Origin of the sequence: Arthrobacter sp. SLBN-100 (genome assembly GCF_006715305.1) — a bacterium.
In the GTDB taxonomy this organism is placed as follows: Bacteria; Actinomycetota; Actinomycetes; order Actinomycetales; family Micrococcaceae; genus Arthrobacter.
Map to the genome: position 1 here is coordinate 2,789,121 of NZ_VFMY01000001.1, position 17,680 is coordinate 2,806,800.

The 17,680-nt window shown below is 64.5% G+C and carries 15 protein-coding genes; 6 read left to right on the top strand and 9 right to left on the bottom strand.

Going from position 1 to position 17,680, the window contains the following annotated elements; translation table 11 throughout:
* Window positions 1-89: 89 nt before the first annotated feature.
* The 6 genes from FBY31_RS12915 to FBY31_RS12940 form a co-directional block, all read right to left on the bottom strand.
* On the bottom strand, window positions 90-1,154 hold the full coding sequence (locus FBY31_RS12915) for a Gfo/Idh/MocA family protein (protein WP_142041478.1): 1,065 nt from the start codon (window positions 1,152-1,154) through the stop codon (window positions 90-92).
* 177 nt (window positions 1,155-1,331) lie between these two features.
* Complete coding sequence (locus FBY31_RS12920) at window positions 1,332-3,035, bottom strand: ABC transporter family substrate-binding protein (protein ID WP_142041481.1); 1,704 nt, start codon at window positions 3,033-3,035, stop codon at window positions 1,332-1,334.
* Window positions 3,036-3,087: 52 nt separating this feature from the next.
* Window positions 3,088-5,325, bottom strand: coding sequence for an ABC transporter ATP-binding protein (locus tag FBY31_RS12925; RefSeq protein WP_142041484.1), 2,238 nt, complete (start codon window positions 5,323-5,325; stop codon window positions 3,088-3,090).
* A complete protein-coding gene (locus FBY31_RS12930; RefSeq protein WP_142041487.1) occupies window positions 5,325-6,314 on the bottom strand; it encodes an ABC transporter permease in 990 nt (329 codons plus the stop codon). The genes FBY31_RS12925 and FBY31_RS12930 overlap by 1 nt, the downstream gene beginning before the upstream one ends.
* Before the next feature lie 2 nt (window positions 6,315-6,316).
* A complete protein-coding gene (locus tag FBY31_RS12935) occupies window positions 6,317-7,300 on the bottom strand; it encodes an ABC transporter permease (RefSeq protein WP_142041491.1) in 984 nt (327 codons plus the stop codon).
* A 347-nt stretch (window positions 7,301-7,647) separates the two neighbouring features.
* On the bottom strand, window positions 7,648-8,256 hold the full coding sequence (locus FBY31_RS12940; protein ID WP_442858178.1) for a TetR/AcrR family transcriptional regulator: 609 nt from the start codon (window positions 8,254-8,256) through the stop codon (window positions 7,648-7,650).
* Window positions 8,257-8,385: 129 nt separating this feature from the next.
* Here FBY31_RS12940 and FBY31_RS12945 point away from each other — a divergent pair, with 129 nt between their 5' ends.
* The 6 genes from FBY31_RS12945 to FBY31_RS12970 all read left to right on the top strand — a co-directional run bounded on the left by FBY31_RS12945 (window position 8,386) and on the right by FBY31_RS12970 (window position 13,585).
* Window positions 8,386-8,943, top strand: coding sequence for an NAD(P)H-dependent oxidoreductase (locus FBY31_RS12945; protein ID WP_142041494.1), 558 nt, complete (start codon window positions 8,386-8,388; stop codon window positions 8,941-8,943).
* Window positions 8,944-9,051: 108 nt separating this feature from the next.
* A complete protein-coding gene (ligD, locus tag FBY31_RS12950; protein ID WP_142041497.1) occupies window positions 9,052-10,296 on the top strand; it encodes a non-homologous end-joining DNA ligase in 1,245 nt (414 codons plus the stop codon).
* 164 nt (window positions 10,297-10,460) lie between these two features.
* On the top strand, window positions 10,461-11,228 hold the full coding sequence (locus tag FBY31_RS23360) for a hypothetical protein (RefSeq protein ID WP_235013049.1): 768 nt from the start codon (window positions 10,461-10,463) through the stop codon (window positions 11,226-11,228).
* 96 nt (window positions 11,229-11,324) lie between these two features.
* Window positions 11,325-12,617 (top strand): aminotransferase-like domain-containing protein, encoded by a 1,293-nt coding sequence (locus FBY31_RS12960; protein WP_142041500.1) that lies wholly within the window; start codon window positions 11,325-11,327, stop codon window positions 12,615-12,617.
* A gap of 48 nt (window positions 12,618-12,665) precedes the next feature.
* Window positions 12,666-13,094, top strand: a complete 429-nt coding sequence (locus tag FBY31_RS12965) for a universal stress protein (protein ID WP_142041503.1) — start codon at window positions 12,666-12,668, stop codon at window positions 13,092-13,094.
* A 155-nt stretch (window positions 13,095-13,249) separates the two neighbouring features.
* The gene (locus FBY31_RS12970) at window positions 13,250-13,585 is read left to right on the top strand and encodes a hypothetical protein (RefSeq protein ID WP_142041506.1); all 336 of its coding nucleotides are present in this window, start codon (window positions 13,250-13,252) and stop codon (window positions 13,583-13,585) included.
* Between the two features lie 146 nt (window positions 13,586-13,731).
* Here FBY31_RS12970 and FBY31_RS12975 read toward each other — a convergent pair whose 3' ends face one another.
* From FBY31_RS12975 to pdhA, 3 genes are read right to left on the bottom strand one after another with little or no spacing between them, the layout of a single operon-like run.
* Complete coding sequence (locus FBY31_RS12975) at window positions 13,732-15,294, bottom strand: dihydrolipoamide acetyltransferase family protein (protein WP_142041509.1); 1,563 nt, start codon at window positions 15,292-15,294, stop codon at window positions 13,732-13,734.
* A gap of 7 nt (window positions 15,295-15,301) precedes the next feature.
* Window positions 15,302-16,282 carry an alpha-ketoacid dehydrogenase subunit beta gene (locus FBY31_RS12980; protein WP_142041512.1) on the bottom strand — a complete coding sequence of 327 codons (981 nt, stop codon included), beginning with the start codon at window positions 16,280-16,282 and terminating at the stop codon, window positions 15,302-15,304.
* Window positions 16,282-17,553, bottom strand: coding sequence for a pyruvate dehydrogenase (acetyl-transferring) E1 component subunit alpha (gene pdhA / locus FBY31_RS12985; RefSeq protein WP_142041516.1), 1,272 nt, complete (start codon window positions 17,551-17,553; stop codon window positions 16,282-16,284). Before pdhA ends, FBY31_RS12980 begins: the two co-directional genes overlap by 1 nt.
* Window positions 17,554-17,680: the final 127 nt, after the last annotated feature.

The window sequence follows — 17,680 nt, forward strand, 5'->3', positions numbered from 1 at the left end:
CGCCAGCAGGGTTCCCTGGCCGAGCTTGCGAGGTTAGGGTGCTGGTGGGGAGCACGCTGCCGGATGTCTGTCGTCCAGCGTTTTCGGATTTAAGTCCTCGCCGAGGCCAGTTCGCGGGCTTTTTCAATTAATTTGAGGGACTCGACGGCGTCTTCCGGGTTCACTGGGAGGGGCAGGGATGACTTTGCTCCGCCGTCGAGGATTTTGTCTGCCAGGATCCGGTAGAACTCCGGGTAGGCGCCGCGTTCGGTGGGCAGGGCATCCAGGTGGCCGTCACGGCCCAGGAGCCCTGCCCACTCGGGCGACTCCCGGCCATACTCGTCGTCAAGGGGGCTGCCGCCGGCCAGGATGTAGGGCTCCTGCGGATCAACACCGTTCTTGGTGAAGGCCCCTACCGAACCCAGGACGCGGAACCGTGCGCCCTGCTGCGCGCACAGCATGTTCATGGTGAGGTGGCTCAGCACCCCGGAGTCGTGCCGCAGCACCAGGAACGCGTCGTCGTCCGCCCGCTCATCATGCCGCCTGGCCTTCAGTTCCGCATGGACCACGGTGGCCGGGCCTAACAGCAGGAGGGCCTGGTCGATCAGGTGGCTCCCGAGATCGAACAGCACACCGCCGCCGTCCGCCGCAGTGGCCCGCGCCTTCCAGGCCTTCGCTATGGTGGGCGCCCACCGCTCGAACCGCGATTCGAAACGCGCCACCTTCCCCACGGCCTCCGCCGCCAAAAGCTTCCGGAGCGTCAGGAAGTCCCCGTCCCACCGCCTGTTCTGGAAAACCGTCAGCACCCGGCCCAGCTGACGCGCCAGGGCAATGAGGTCCCGCCCCTCCTCGCTGCTCACCGCGAAAGGCTTGTCCACCACAACATCCAGCCCGGCCTCGAGGGCCGCCTTGGCGAGCGGGTAATGCGTGGCTGGCGGGGTTCCCAGCACCACAAGGTCAAGGTCAGCTGCGTGGGTGAGGACCGCCTCGCCGTCGTGCACTGTCCTCACGCGCGGGTAGCGGGAAGTGGCCGCCTTCTGCCGCTCCGCATTGGATGTGGCGATAATGTCCAGTGAGTAGCGTCCGTCAGCACCGATCAAGGGGGCGTGGAAGACGCTGCCCGAAAGTCCATAGCCGACGACGGCAGTGCGGATGGTGCGTTTGGAGTCACTCATAGGGCTACCGTACTCCCGCACGCCCTCGGCCCGCCCCCAGGCTCAGAGGCGAGAGAGCGTTGCCGGAAAACCCCGCGAAAAGTGAGAGAGCGTCTTGGGCAGGCGGCGAAGGCCGGCACCCCCTGGTCTGGAGGTGCCGGCCTGGCCGTGCTGCGATTATTCAGTCAGCGGGTGCTGCTACTTCTTTTCCCAGCCGAGGGTGGTCCAGTCCGGAACCTGGGACAGGCTCCGGAACAACGACGGACCGTAGTTGGCCAGGCCCGTGCGGACGAACGAGATCTGCGGGCCGTTGAAAAGTACTCCCATGGAGTAGTACTTGGCCATGTGCTTTTTCTCGATCTCCATTGCCGCCTTGTTGCGCTCGGCGTTGTCCTCGATGGACGCCACCTTCGCGATGTCGGCGTCCAGTTCGGCGTCGCCGAGTTTGTTGACGTTGATTTCCGAATTGTAGAGCTGCGTTACCCCCTCGGTAGCATCCGCGCTGACGGTGTAGCCCGACAGGCTGACGTCAAACTCACGGCCTCCAACGATCTTGCCGAAGTCAGCCGACCCATGCTGTGCGATTCCCACGTCCATGCCTCCGGCCTTCAACTGGTCCACCAAGGTCTGGGTGGTGGCCAGGGAAGTGGGGTCATCACCGAAGTTGGCGACTTTGAAAGTGACGGGAACGCCATCCTTCTCCATGATGCCTGAAGCGTTGGGCGTGTAGCCCGCGTCGGTAAGGATCTTCTTGGCAGCTTCTGGCCCGGTTTCCTTGACGGGGTAATTGTCTTGGTAGTACTCGGAGAAGGGCAACAACAACATGGAGCCGGAACTGGGCTCTTGCCAGTTGAGGCCGTTGAAGCGGACATTGCGGATGGCTTCGCGATCGACCGCGGCGAACATGGCTTTGCGAACAGCGACGTCGGTGATCTTCTGGGCATTGATGTTCATGCCACCGGCGAAGAGCCGCTGTCCTCGCCTGACCTCGGAATCCTTCGTGCCTTCGAGCTGCTTGTAAAGCGAGATGGTGTTGGCTGACATGGCGTCGATTTCGCCATTCTTGAAGGCGGCAATCTGGGCGCTGTTCTCCAACTGCCGGAAGACGACGTTCTCGAGCACGGGCTTGGCGCCCCACCACTTATCGTTCGGAACCAGGGTCACGGTCTTGGCGGCCGTGTCGTACTCGTCCAGCTTGAACGGGCCGGCCATCCACTCGGGGTGCATGTCGCCATTGAAGCCCTCGTTAAAGATCTCGGGGGTATTGACGGCCGGGTGGATGATGCCTGTAAACAATGAATCCAAGGGATAGACCGGCTGGGAGGTCTTGACGATGACTTCCTTGTCGTTGCTGCCCGCCTCCACTGATTCCACAAAGGCATAGTTGCCGGAGCTGACGATGTCGTAGCCTGCGTCAGGGCTCTTGAGGATGTTCCACGTGTTCTGGAAGGCCTTGACGTCAATGGGCGTGCCGTCGTTGTAGGTGGCCTTCTCATTCACCTTGATCGTGATGGTCTGCTTGCCGTCCTTGACTTCGCTTTTGACTTCCTCGCAGAAATCCTTGTTGGGAACGACCTTTCCGTCGAATTGGACGTCCCAGCAGCCCCACGTTGCAGCCCCGTCAATCGGACGGTGGAGTGCCGTATTGTCCGCGCTGTTGCCGCTGTTGGAGAAACCGTTGAAGACCGGGCCGATGTTGCCTAACGGGAGGGTGACCTTGCCGCCCTGTTCAAGATCGGCTGCCGGCTTTTCGTTGATGCTGATGAGCTTCGACAAGTCGCTGCCTGCCTCCTGCCCCTTGGCCGTTTCCGGCCCGGTGGCTCCGCCACCACTGCCACAGGCCGTCAGGGTCAGAGCGGCAGCAATGGCCGCCGCTCCGCCGATCGTGGTCAGGTTCCTCATGGTGTTCCCTTCGTTGTTGCCGGTGGTGATGCTGGTGATGGGTGGAAAAAATCTACGGTGCATGGTGGTCCGCCGAATCATGGACTACCAGCATGTCCTCGTCCAGTTCCCCGTCCGGGAAGAAGCAGGCAAAGCGCTGGTCCGGGGCCGGCAGTGGGCCGGCCGCCAGGGCCTGGTCCGCCGCGGAGGGTGCCACTGGTTCCAATGGAGGTTCCAGGGTGAGGCACTTTTCCTTCTTTGGAGCCGGCAAGGCGGCGAAGACGGGGCAGCGGGTGGCGAAGTTGCAGCCCTTGGGGGCATCCAGCGGGGAGGGCAGGTCGCCCTGGAGGATAATCCGTTCGCGGGTCCGCTCCATCCGCGGGTCCGGCACCGGGATTGCCGAGAGCAGGGCGCGGGTATAGGGGTGGCGGGGGTTATCGAACACCCGGTCCACTTCGCCGATCTCCACGATCTTGCCCAGGTACATCACGGCCACGCGGTTGGAGATGTGCCGGACCACTGAAAGGTCATGCGCCACCAGGAGGTAGCTGAGGCCCAGTTCGGCGCGAAGCTTGTCCAGGAGGTTGATCACGCCGGCCTGGACGGAGACATCGAGGGCGGAGACGGGCTCGTCGAGGACCACAAGTTTCGGATTCACTGCCAAGGCCCGGGCTATGCCGATGCGCTGGCGCTGTCCGCCGGAGAACTGGTTGGGGAAGCGGTTGACGTGGTCCGGTTGGAGGCCTACCAGCTTCATCAGTTCCATGATGCGCTTTTTGATGGCCTGCCGGTTCATACCCGCGTTCTGGAGCGGTTCGGCGAGGACTTCGTAGACGGTGAAGCGGGGGTCCAGGGCGCCGGTGGGGTCCTGGAACACCATCTGGAGTTCCCGCCGCATGGCGCTCTTGGTCCGGGCATCGCTAGCCTGCTTGTTGCTGAGCCCGCCGATCACCACCTCGCCGTCCTGGTCCTTGTGGAACTCCATGATCTCCAGCAGGGTAGTGGTCTTGCCTGAGCCTGACTCGCCCACAATGGAGAAGCATTCCCCCTCGCGGATGTCGAAGCTGAGCCCGTCCACGGCTTTCACCGTGCCGATCCGCCGCTTGAGCAGGGCGCCTTTGGTCAACGGGAAGTGTTTCCGCACATCCCTCAACTGCAGGACTGTGGGGCGCTCCCCGCGCGGGATGGAGTCGAATTTGGAGACAGGCACCGGCGGGGCCGAGAAGACGTCGTGAACGTCGACGTCGCCGCCGAGCGAGCCGGACTTGATGCAGGCGGCCCGGTGCAGGTTGCTTCCCGCCACTGGCGCCAGCGCAGGTTCGCCGTCCAGGCAGGCGTCCGAAGCGAGGGGGCAGCGGGGCGCGAATGAGCAGCCGGCGGGTGTGTGGATCAGGTTGGGCGGCATGCCTTCAATGGGCACCAGCGAGGCCTTCCCTGCGACGTCCACCCGCGGCACGGCACCCAGCAGGCCCATGGTGTAGGGCATCCGGGGGTTGTAATAGATATCCTCCACCGCCCCTGTTTCCACTGGCTTGCCTGCGTACATCACCATGATGTCGTCTGCCATGCCCGCCACGACGCCGAGGTCGTGCGTGATCATGACGACGGCGGCGCCCGTCTCCTCCTGGGCGGTATGCAGCACCTCCAGGACCTGGGCCTGGATGGTGACGTCCAGCGCCGTCGTCGGCTCATCCGCGATCAGGACCCGGGGGTTGTTCGCGATGGCGATGGCGATCATCACGCGCTGGCGCATGCCGCCGGAAAATTCGTGGGGAAAGGCTTTGAGCCTGTGCTTGGGGCTGGGGATCCCCACCATGGCCAAAAGCTCGACGGCGCGGGCTTCTTTGGCCTGCTTGCCCATGCCGGGATTGTGGATGGTGAGCGCTTCGATGATCTGGGTGCCCACGGTGTAAACAGGCGTCAGGGAGGACAAGGGGTCCTGGAAGACCATGGAAAGCTCGTTGCCGCGGTAGGTGCACATCGCTTTGTCGCTGAGGCCCAGCAGCTCCTTGCCATGAAGCCGGACCGAGCCCGTGATCTCAGCGGTGGCGGGCAATAGACCCATGATCGCCAGCGATGTGACGGATTTGCCGGAACCGGATTCACCCACGATGCCGAGGGTTTTGCCGGGCAGAAGGTCAAAATCAACGCCCCGGACGGCGTGTACCACCCCGTTTTCAGTGTTGAAGCTGACGTTGAGGTCCCGGACGGACAGGACGGCGTCGGTGGGACCGTGCAACCCCGCGACGTGCAGCTGCTCCACTCCTGACTGGGGCTGTTCCAAGGGCCCGGCGACGATTTCGCTGCTCATCAGGCGTCCCTCTTCACGCGGGTTTTCAGGGCCTTGCGCTTGCTTGCCCGGCCGCTGGAGCTGGAGCTGGGATCAAAGGCGTCGCGCAGTCCGTCGTTCATCATGGCCAGCGAGCCGGTGAGCAGGAACATCACGGTGAGGGGGACCCAGAACATCCAGGGAAAAGTCTGCACCTGTGAGGTGGCTGCGCCGATAAGGACACCCAAGCTCACGTCCGGGACCTTGATGCCGATGCCGATGAAGGAGAAGGCCACCTCGGCCAGGATGGCGCCTGTGACGCCGCGGGTGACGTCCAGGACCAGCAACGAGCCGATGTTGGGGACCAGGTGGCGCCAGACGATCCGGCGCGGCGGGACGCCCATGTACTGTGCGGCCTTGACGTAGTCCCGCTGCATCAGGGACATGGACAAGGACCGGATCAGGCGGGCTGTGCCCATCCAGCTGAAGACCAGCAGCACGATGATCAGCAGCAGCCAAGAGGGCAGGCTCTGCTTGAACGTGGCACCGCCTCCGCTGCTGGTGGCTACGGCCACCACCAGCAGTGCGGGCATCATGATGAGCGCCTCCAGGATGAAGAGCATCACCTTGTCCACCTTGCCGCCGAAGTACGCCATGGTGCACCCGTAGACGGCGGCGATCAGGACGGACACAAGTCCCACCACCAGGCCGATCAGGATGGAGATCCTGGTGCCTTCGACAGTCATGGCGTAGAGGTCGATGCCTGCCTGCGAGGTGCCGAGGTAATGCTCGGCTGACGGCGGCATGCCAATGCTGAAGGGGTCGATGGTCTCCTTGTCCCACTGGGTGAAGTAACCGCCGACGAAGGAAAAGATCGTCAGGGCGAGGAAGATGGCAAGGCCGGCCACCGCCGTTTTATTGCGCAGGAAGCGGCGGAAGATGATGGTGTTTTTGCCAATGATGACGTCGGCATTCTCCAGGTGCGCGTCCTGGGCGACCGCTGCCGGGTCCACGGCGTTGAGGTTGGTCATGGTTACTGCACCCGCACTCTCGGGTCAACAAGGGTGGTGGCGAAGTCCGCCAGGATGGCCCCCAGGGCGAAAATGACGGAGCCGTAGGCCAGCGTGGCCGTGGCGGCATTGACGTCCTGGAGGGAGATGGCGTCGATGCTCCAGGAGCCCACGCCGGGCCAGGCGAAGATCTTCTCCGCAAAGAACCCGCCGGCGAAAATAGCCGGGATGGTGAAGGCGATGCTCTGGGCGACGGGGATGAACGAAACCCGCAGCGCGTGCCGGGAGATGGCCTGGTTGCGGGTAAGGCCTTTGGCGCGGGCCGTCCGGACAAAGTCTGCATTGACGTTGTCCAGGAGGTACTGGCGCTGGGCTATCTGGTAGGAACCCCAGCCCACCAGGGTGATGGCGATGGTGGGAACGGCGTAGTGCGCCAGCATGTCCACGAATTGCGTCCATCCCGGGGCTGTTCCCGGGGTGGAGATGCCGGTGACGAAGAAGATGCGCTCCCCCACGGTTTCATTGATGTTGATGGCACCCAGTTGCACCAGGAAGTAGGCGATGGGTGCGGGCACGATGTACGCGAGGTAGCTGTAGGACGTGATGACACGGTCCTGGAACTTGTACTGGCGCGCGGCGGAGTAGACCCCCAGCGCCACTCCGATGACCAGAGTCAGGATGATGGATGCCAGGAAAAGCCGGGTGGAGATCCACACGCGGTCGCCAAACTCGGCGTTGATGTAGGCACCGTTGGGGCTGCGGCCCCAGTCCCAGCGAGTGACGATGCCCGTGAGCCATTCCACGTAGCGCTCCCACGGGCTGAGGTCCGGGTCCAGGCCCTTGAGGCGCATGGAGTTTGCCACCTGCTCAGGTGTGGGGCGGGGAATGCGTTCCTGTTCCAGCAAGGCCGGTTTCAGGGAACTGACAGCAAGGAAGTATCCCGCCGAGGTGGTCAGGAAGATCATAAATACGTACGTGATGCCGCGCTTTGCGAGGTACCTGAGCATGGAACTAGTTCTGTTTCGCCGCCGGCAGCTGGATGTCGGAGCACCAGGGAGTGCGCAGGTGGATCATGGTATCGGGCAAATCAACAATCACGTGCTGGATCCTTCCGTTTTCCCCGCGTTAGCGGGGGTTGTACCGCCTCGCAGGGTCCTTGCCAGCGGGTAGCTGGCAACCCGCTGAAGACCAGTCCTGTGGACTATGTTGCGGGTCACATTCGAAGAGGAAACTATCACATGCGACCCTTCAAGTTGCGGGCGAATGCGCGCAAAACTACGTCCCCGTATCAGATTGTTATGAATGAATTTTTGAACTTGATGTGACTGGACGAGGGGGCCGAGAAAGGCGTAACCTACGCGCCGCTGACAACCCTTGTGACAAGTTCCTGCCAAGATGCAGCCAGTCGCTCCGCACCCACGCCATGCACCCGGACGAGGTTGAGGAGCCGGTCCGGGGCCAGGGTGGCCGCCAGCGAACGGGCCATCAGCCAGGGGTCCGCTTCGAACCCCTCCTCGCGCAGCAGCACTTCGATGTGGCGGTGCCACAGGGCCGCAGCCGGGGGCTCGAAACGCCCGCTCGACGTGTTTTCCGCTGCGAGTACCAGCTCACCGAACTCCATGATGTAGGCGATGCGTTCCACGCCGAACGCGATAAGGCGCTCCAGCCCCGGCGCTCCAGGGCCGAGCGGCGGCGGCCCGAACATAAAGCGCTCCTGGAATGCTGCCTCGGATTCGCTGAGCAGCGTCAGCATGAGTCCGGCCCGGCTGCCGAAACGGCGGAAGATAGTGCCTTTGCCCACCCCTGCCTGCTGGGCGAGCCGGTCCATCGTGAGCCCTTCCGCCCCGCATTCGGCGATCAGTTCACGCGCCGCCCTGAGCAGCCGCTCCCGGTTCCGGGCGGCATCACTGCGTTCCGCGGCGTCCCTTGAGGGCAGCTGGGGCCGCATTGAGATGGAGCTCACATTCCATATTCTAGACCCGGGGAATAAGAACCGGACCGCAGTCCGTTTAGATGGGTGAAGGCTCAACAAGCCTCTGTTGTTCCCCGGCCGGCGGCCCCCCTTCCCGCCGCCCCTACCCCAGGAGTCCACATGACCAAGAGCACGGTACTCACCCTCGTCGGCAGCCTGCGCGCCGAGTCCACCAACCAGAAGCTGGCGGAAGCCATCCAGCTGAACGCGCCTGAGCAGGTGGAAGTTGTCATCCACGAGAGCCTGGGCAACATCCCTTTCTACAACGAGGACATCGACGTCGAAGGCCAGGTTCCCGCCGCCGCTGCCGCCCTGCGCGCCGCAGCCAGCGAGGCTGACACTGTCCTGCTGGTGACCCCGGAGCACAACGGCACCGTTCCTGCCGCACTGAAGAACGCCATCGACTGGCTGTCCCGCCCCTTCGGTGCCGGCGCCCTCGCCGGCAAGCCCACCGCCGTCGTGGGCACTGCCTTCGGCCAGTACGGCGGAGTCTGGGCGCAGGACGAAGCCCGCAAGGCCGCAGGAATCGCCGGCGCCCAGGTCCTGGAGGACGTCAAGCTTGCTGTTCCGGGCTCCATGGTGCGCTTCGCCGAGCTGCACCCGAAGGACGATGCAGAGGTTGTGGAGCAGATCAAGGGCGTGTTCGATGCCCTTGCAGCCGTCCAGCCTGCAGCCTAAGCCGCCCTCCCAAGTGCCCGGCGCGCATGTTCGCGCCGGGCACTTTTGTGCTTAACCCGGCAGGCCCGCACTCTGGCTGCCGCAGCCGATCATTGCTAGCGTGACGCCATGAACCCCTCGAAGGCCCCGGCCGAGATCCTCGACATCGCCGGCAACGAGGTCCGCATCTCAAGCCCTGACAAAATAGTGTTCCCCGGGCCCGGACTGACGAAGCTGGACCTGGTGAACTATTACCTCTCCGTCGCAGACGGCGCGCTCCGCGGCGCGGGCGGCCGGCCCATGGTGCTCAAGCGTTTCCCCAAGGGCATCGACGCTGAACCGTTCTTCCAGAAGCGCGTACCGGAGAACCATCCTGACTTCATCGGCACCGCTACTCTGCATTACGCCTCCGGCACATCAGCCGAAGAGGCCGTGATCCGCGATGCCGCAGGCTTGGCATGGGTGTTGAATCTTGGCTGCCTTGACCTCAACCCGCACCCCGTTCGGGCAGAGGACCTCGAGCACCCTGATGAGCTGCGCGTGGACCTGGATCCCATGCCGGGGGTCGACTGGCCGCAGATTGTCGACGTCGCGTACGTGGCGCATGAAGTGCTCGACGACGTCGGCCTGGTGGGGTGGCCGAAGACGAGCGGGTCCCGCGGGCTCCACATCCTGGTCCGCATCTCACCGCAATGGTCGTACCGCGATGTGCGGCTCGCAGCCGAAACGCTTGCCCGCGAGGTGGAGAACCGCGCCCCGGGCCTCGCCACAGCACGGTGGTGGAAGGAGGAGCGCGGGGAGAGCGTCTTCGTTGATTTCAACCAGAACGCAAAGGACCGCACGGTGGCGTCCGCCTACTCGGTCCGGCCCCTGCCCGATGCCCGCGTGTCAACGCCGCTGGCGTGGGATGAGGTGCGCTCCGCCCGGCCGGAGCAGTTCACGGTGCGAACGGTGCCCGCACGTTTCGCAGACGTCGGCGATCCCCACACCGGGATAGACGATGCGGCGGGCTCACTGGACCGGCTTCTGGCACTGGCCGCTGAACTTGGCCCTGCCGAAAAAGCACCGCGCAGCGGCGACGGCTCCGGACGCCGGCAGTCGGTGATGCCGCTGATTGAAGTTGCGCGCACCAGGACCAAACCCGAGGCGCTGGCCGCCCTGGACGAGTGGAAGTTACGGCATGCGCACCTCGTTCCGATCCTGCATCCCGCTGACGTACTGGTTGATGGAATGCGTGGGTCCAGCTCGCTCTGGTACCGCGTCCGGGTAAACCTGCAGCACATCCCCGAGGCGGAGCGGCCGCCGCAGGAGGAGCTCATCGCCGACTACGATCCCTGGGCGGGCAAGGAGTGGCCGGACCGCCGGGGATCCTGACATCCCATGGGGAACTGCCGTGACCAAGTCTTGTCCCAACCGGTACCTCGCAGACATTCTTTAGCAAATGCGCCGGCCGTAACGTTAATCCACGGAACGTACCGGGACGGGATTGCGGTGCATGCATGGCAGACAGGCGCAGCGGCGAAAGGCGAGTGCCGGCGGTGCGCGCCGTAATGGCGGCAACTGCCCTCGTGCTTCCACTGTGGCTCACTTCCTGCATCAGTCCGTCCCCTCCACCCCCTGACCCGCCTTCCTCCGCCCCGCTGGTGGGCGCCGGCCCCGAACCCACTGTTGCGGCAGCGCCTGCCGACCCCACTCCGCAGCCACAGGACCCGCCTCCTACGGGGATACCGGCAAGCCCCGACCTACTGGAAACGCAGGCCGGAGGGACCCCTGCCACCTCCACCGGAACTTCACCGGGCGGCACCTCCCTGCCCGGCGGGGGAACGTGGCAAGTACCGGCGTCGGAAGGTCCTGCGCCATCCGCGCCGGATCCCTCAGGCAATGCCGCTGCCGTGGAGGCCGTGACGGCCTACTACGTGCTGCTGGACGACGGCGGCAGCAACGGCGTGCGCTTCGGCTGCAACGACAGCCTGGTGGGGGTGGCGCGAACCAGTCCCGGCGGAAAGGAGCCCCTGGCTGCCGCGGTGGGGGCGCTGCTGGAAGCACCAACCGAAGAAGTGCTGTCCAAGCCGGCACGTGACCTCTACAACGCACTGTCCGGTTCCGACCTGAAATTCCTGTCGGGCAGCTTCGACGGCACCACGGTCACTCTGTACTTGGCCGGAGCACTGCGGCTGGGAGGAGTTTGTGATGCCCCCCGCGTGGAAGCGCAGCTGACCCAAACGGCGGTGGCAGCCGTGGGTGCTGTCCGCGCCGAAGTCTATGTCAACGGGCGCCGCCTCGCAGAGGCCTTGCGCTTGGACTGACCGGCCCTGCCTGCGGTCGCAGGTGGTGAGATCTCCATCCAAGCTTTACTAAACGGATGTTGCCTTGCTGGCAACTCACGCCTGTATCCTGTGGATGTGAGCCACGAGACACTCGACGCCGCAGCGCGGATGCTGCCTGCCGAAGCCATTGATGCCATCGAGCGGGCGGCCACGTCCGCGCACCGCCATGAGGAACTGTTCTCAGAGCGCGCCGCCAACATACGCCAGTCCGCCGTCCGGGACGTCTTTGATATTTCCTTGCGTCCCGGGCTGGTTTCGCTTGCCGGCGGCAGCCCCTATCTGCAGCCCCTTCCCCTCGACCGGCTCGCCGCGACCACGGCTGCCATCATCGCCGAGGACGGCCTCACCGCACTTCAGTACGGCAGCGGGCAAGGCACCCAGGAGCTCCGGACACAGATCTGCGAAGTGATGGCGGCAGAAGGCATCCTCGACGCCCGGCCGGAAAACGTGGTGATCACGGCAGGATCACAATCGGCGCAGGACGTCGCCACCAAGCTCTTCTGCAACCCAGGTGACGTGGTGCTTGTGGAAGACCCCACCTACGTAGGCGCGCTAAATGCCTTCGAGGCGTACCAGGTCCACGTGGAAACAGTGGAGATGGACCAGGACGGCCTGGTTCCGGAACTGCTTGAGGCCAGGATCGCAGCCCTGCAACTGGCGGGCAGGAACATCAAGTTCCTGTACACAATCCCGAACTTCAACAACCCGTCCGGCATCACCCTTGCCAGGAACCGGCGGCAACAAATCGTGGACATATGCAGCAGGGCGAATATTCTGGTCCTCGAGGACAACCCGTACGGGCTCCTGCGCTTCGAGGGCGAGCTGCTCGCACCGCTCCGCGCGGACAACCCGGGAGACGTCATTTACCTGGGGTCCTTCTCCAAGATCTTTGCGCCGGGTCTGCGCATCGGGTGGGCTTTGGTTCCCGAGCATCTCCAGCGTCGGTATTACCTCGCTGCGGAAGCCGTCACGTTGTGCCCGCCCGCCCTCAATCAGATGATCGTCTCCGCCTACCTGCGGGACTACGACTGGAAGGGCCAGATCGAGACCTACCGCGGGCTGTATGCCGAGCGCTGCCATGCCATGCTCGCTGCCCTTGACGCCCACATGCCCGCAGGGATCAGCTGGACCACCCCGGAAGGCGGCTTCTTCGTCTGGGTGACACTTCCGGAAGGTGTGGACACTTACCCGCTGCTGCAAAAGGCGATCGACGCCGGAGTGGTGTTCATCCCCGGCGCCGCCTTCACGCCGTCGGACGAGCCCTCCAACAAACTGCGCCTCGCCTACAGCGCCGTGCCTCCGGAGGCGATCACCGAGGGTGTCCGCCGGCTGGCGCCGGTACTGCGGGAAGCCATCGCCGGGCTGTAGCCTAAGGCTCACGGGACTTAAGCCGCATACCGAGCAAAGGAGCAATACATGAGCGGAATCATCGTTGTAGGGGTCGACGGCAGCGGTACGGCAAAAAAGGCGGCGGAGTCGGCCCGGGACCTCGCTGCAGCGCTGGGCGCATCGCTGCACGTGGTCTCGGCCTTCGACAGCGACCGCACCGAAGTCTTTGGCAGCGGCAGCGACCGGTGGATCGTCTCCGACGCGGATGCGGCAGAACAAGTGGCCCGCACGGTGGCCCAATCCCTGGGCCGGGACATTAAAGTGACCTATTCCGCAGCCCGCGGGCGCCCGGCGGACGCCCTCATCAAGGAGGCCCTGCGGATGGAAGCACGGATCATCGTGGTGGGAAACCGGCGGATGCAGGGCATAGGCCGGGTGCTGGGCAGCGTGGCCAACAGCGTGGCCCACAACGCACCCTGCGACGTTTACATCGCCAACACCTACGACGCGGACTAGCAGTTACCGCGGGCACCTCCCAGGGTGGCGGAAGTCGCCCCGGTGGGTGTCCGTTTTCACGCCCTTTTACGTCATTTTGCAGTGAGCGCAAAGATAAAATTGGATAAGCCCCCAATGGCGCGGACACCCATTTCCACGATGATCAAGGGGCTCCATTGCTCACTCTCCAGCGCCGCCAGCTCGTCGGCCACGACATCCTCCTGGCCCGCCACGGAAACCACATCTGCTCCATGCGCGTCGACCACGGCAACGGCATCGTCGTGGCACTCCTGGACGACGGAACCGTGGACACCGCGCCGAACCTGATTGCTCCTGGCCTCGACATGCCGGCCACCGTGGCCAGTGTTTTACGCGAAGACTGGAAGCTCCTGACCGCGTTGGGCAGCGCAGGGGCAGTATTGGGCGGCTTGATGATCGCCGCAGCGGTTTCCTTGGGAACCGTGGCCGATCCCACCACCCTCGAGATGCTCACGACCTATTCCACCCTCTGACGCTTTCCTGCGCTAAGGCACCATCCAGCCTGAGCAGGAGCAACGGAAGCCATGCCGGGCCGAGCATCAGGACGGCAAGAACCATGGCGACGACGCTCTCCGCGGCCCCTATGACACCTGCATTGATGACCACGGTTGTCGATTTCCTAATCCAGCAGCAGCGCGGGTTCCTCCAGGATGGCGGCGACGTCGGCCATGAAGCGGGCGGACAGGTCACCGTCCACCACGCGGTGGTCGAACGAGCCGCCAAGGGTGGTGATCCAGCGGGGAATCACTTCCCCGTCCAACACCCAGGGCTTCTGCTTGATGGTACCGAAGGCCACGATGGCCACTTCGCCGGGGTTGATGATCGGAGTACCGGTATCGATGCCGAGCGCTCCAATGTTGGTGATGGTCAGCGTCCCGTCCTGCATCTCGGCAGGCTGGGTCTTTCCGGCACGGGCGGTAGTGGCCAGGCCGTTCAGGGCCAGCGCCAGCTCTTTCAACGACAGGTCCTGGGCATTCTTGATGTTCGGCACCATCAGTCCGCGCGGTGTTGCCGCGGCGATACCCAGGTTCATGTAGTGCTTGACGTGGATTTCGGCGGCGCCTTCCGCGGTGTCCACCCAGGTGGCATTGACACTTGGGTTGCGGGCGGCTGCCCAGATCACCGCCTTGGCGAGGATGAGCAGGGGCGAAACGCGGATGCCTTCGAAGTCCCTGGAGGCCTTGAGCCGCTTGACGAATTCCATGGTGCGGCTGGCATCCACGTCCACAAAGATGCTGACGTGCGGTGCCGCGAAGGCCGAGTCCACCATCGCCCTGGCCGTGGCCTTGCGGACCCCCTTGACCGGGATCCGCTCGATGCGCTGGTCCTGGGGTTTTCCGGCCTTGCCCCAAAATCCGTCGGCCTTGTCAAGTTCGGCGTCCCGCTGCGCCTGGTAGCTGACGAGGTCCTCGCGGGTCACTTCCCCCCGTGAGCCGGTGGCCACCACGTCTGCCAGATCGATACCCAGGTCGCGGGCGATCTTGCGGACCGGGGGTTTGGCCAGGACCTTATTCACGAGTCCGGTGATGGCGCCGCCGAACGTGGGCCGGTTATCCACCGACCCGCCGCTGGTTTGGTCCGGAACCTCCTTTGCAGCGTCTGCTGCGGCCCTCGGCGCGGCTGTCACCGCGGCTGGGGTGAGCGGCTGGACGGGCTCAACTTCCGGTGCGTTGACCGTCGGAGCGCCGGTCTGGGTCTCGACAGGCTCGAGCACCGGCATGCGGGCGGCTGGTGCCGCCTTGCGCGGGCGGCGCTTGACGGCGTCGGCCTTGGGCCCGGAACCCACCAGTGGACCGCCGGCCAGGGCGCTGTCTGTATCCCGCGCACTTTCTGTTGGGCCGCCGTCGGACGGTGCACCGTCCCCGTCCGGAAGCTTGCCGTAAAGCGGCTGCACGGGGGTTTCCGGCGCCCGGACGTCGGCCGGCGTGGGATCACCGGAGACCTCGCTGCTGACGCTGATGATGGCGGTGCCGACGTCGATGGTGACGCCCTCGGGAACCAGCAGTTCGCTGACGGTGCCGGCGAACGGCGAGGGCAGTTCGACGATTGACTTGGCAGTCTCGATCTCGCAGAGGACGTCATTGATGGCCACGGCGTCGCCTGGCTTGACCTTCCAGGAGACGATTTCCGCCTCGGTCAGGCCCTCGCCTACGTCAGGAAGGTTGAACTTGTTCAGGGTCATGGTGTCCTCAGTAGGAGAGGGCGCGGTCCAGCGCCTCGAGGATGCGGTCAATATCCGGAAGGTAGTCTTCCTCCACCTTCGCAACGGGGTAGGGCATGTGGAAGCCGCCTACGCGGATCACCGGAGCCTCCAGCGAATGGAATGCACGCTCACTGATCCGTGCCGCTATCTCGCCGCCGATCCCGCCGAAGGTGGGAGCCTCGTGGGCCACGATCAGCCTGCCGGTCTTTTGGACCGAGGCGGTGACTGTATCGAAGTCAATGGGCGAAATGGAGCGAAGGTCAATAACCTCCAGGCTGTGTCCGTCCTCCTCTGCGGCGTTGGCTGCTGCAAGGGCCACCGGCACCAGCGGTCCGTACGCCACGATGGTGGCTTCCGTTCCGGCGCGGAGGACATGGGCCTTGAAGGGATCCTCAGCCGGGCCCGGAGCCGCAACGTCGACCTCGCCCTTAAGCCAATAGCGCCGCTTCGGCTCGAAAACGATCACCGGGTCCTGGCACTGCACTGCCTGCTGGATCATCCAGTAGGCGTCGTGCGGGTTGGACGGGGTGATGATCCGGAGCCCTGCCGTGTGGGCGAAGAGCGCCTCGGGTGACTCGGAATGGTGCTCGATCGAGCCGATGCCGCCGCCATAGGGGATGCGGACCACTACCGGGACGGTGAGGTTGCCGTTGCTGCGCGCGTGGATCTTTGCAAGCTGGGTGGTGATCTGGTTGAAGCCGGGGAAAACGAAGCCGTCGAACTGGATTTCGCACACCGGGGTGTACCCGCGCAGGGCGAGGCCAATCGCTGTTCCGATGATGCCGGACTCGGCCAGCGGCGTGTCCACGACGCGGTCGGGGCCGAACTCCCCGATCAGGCCGTCGGTCACGCGGTAGACGCCGCCCAGCGCGCCGATGTCTTCACCCATCAGCAGGGACTTGGGATTGTCCGTCAGGGCTGCGCGAAGGCCCTCGTTGATGGCCTTGGCAATGGTCATGGTGGTCATCAGTGGCCTGCCTTCGGGGATGCCTGGGCAGATACTGCCTGCCTGGCCGGTTCTTCCGCCGGTTCCTCACCTGCGAAACCTGCCGAGTACTCCTCGAACCATGCGAGTTCTTCCGCCACCAGGGGATGGGCCTCGGCGTAGGTGTTGGCAAAAGCGGTGCGGATGTCCGGGGTTTCAAGGTCGTGCGTGGTGCGGCGGATGTAAGCGGCCAGCTCATCCCCGTCGGCTTTGACCTTGGCGAAGAATGCTTCGTCAGCCATGCCTTCGGAGCGCAGGTACTTCTCGAGGCGGGCCAGCGGGTCCTTTGCCCGCCAGGCCTCTTCTTCCGCCGCCTCCCGGTATTTTGTGGGATCGTCCGCTGTGGTGTGCGCGCCCACCCGGTAGGTGAACGCCTCAATCAGGACCGGACCCTTGCCCTGGCGTGCGTGCTCCAGTGCCCATTCCGTGACGGCGTGGACGGCGATGACGTCGTTGCCGTCAACCCGGATGCCGGGGAAGCCGTAGCCCTTGGCCCTGTTGGACAGCGGCACCCGGGTCTGTACGGCAGTGGGGACCGAGATGGCCCAGTGGTTGTTCTGGCAGAAGAAGACTACGGGGGCGTTGTAGGAGGAGGCGAACACCATGGATTCGTGGACGTCGCCCTCAGAGCTGGCGCCGTCGCCGAAGTAGGCGATCACCGCTGCGTCCGGCCCGGCGGCCGATGCCCCGGACCCGGCGGCACCTGAGGCGGCCAGTTTCTGGTCCCGCTGGATTCCCATGGCATACCCCACCGCGTGAAGCGTCTGCGCCGCGAGGACCAGCGTGTACAGGTGGAAGTTCGTGTCCTTGGGATTCCATCCGCCGTTGGAGACACCGCGGAACTGGCGCAGGAGCTCGGCCAGGTCCACGTTACGGGTGAGCGCCACGCCGTGCTCCCGGTAGGTGGGAAAGATGTAGTCCTGGGGCTGGCTCGCGCGGCCGGAACCAATCTGCGCGGCTTCCTGGCCCGTGAGCGGAACCCAGAGCGCCAGTTCGCCCTGGCGCTGCAGGGCAGTCGCTTCGACGTCGAAGCGGCGGATGGCTGCCATGTCCGCGTAGAGTCCGCGAAGCACCTCCGGGGTGAGCTTGCTGGCATAGTCGGTGAAGACAGGGTCAAAGCCGAGCTTCCCGTCCGGGCCGAGGAGCTGGACCATCTGCGCCGGGGGCTCGCCCATTACTGCCTCGGCATCAGCCTCGCGCTGGTCGTCTACAGCTGTTCCGTCGAACTCGGTGGAAGGCAGATGTGTGCCCATACCGTCTCCTTGCTTGCCGCGCATCCGGATGCAATGCAATGTCGCTGGGATATATACCCCAAGAGGAATAGATTCCTGTCGTGGCATATATGATGGCTTACTGATCCTAACTTTATCTTCAGTAAGT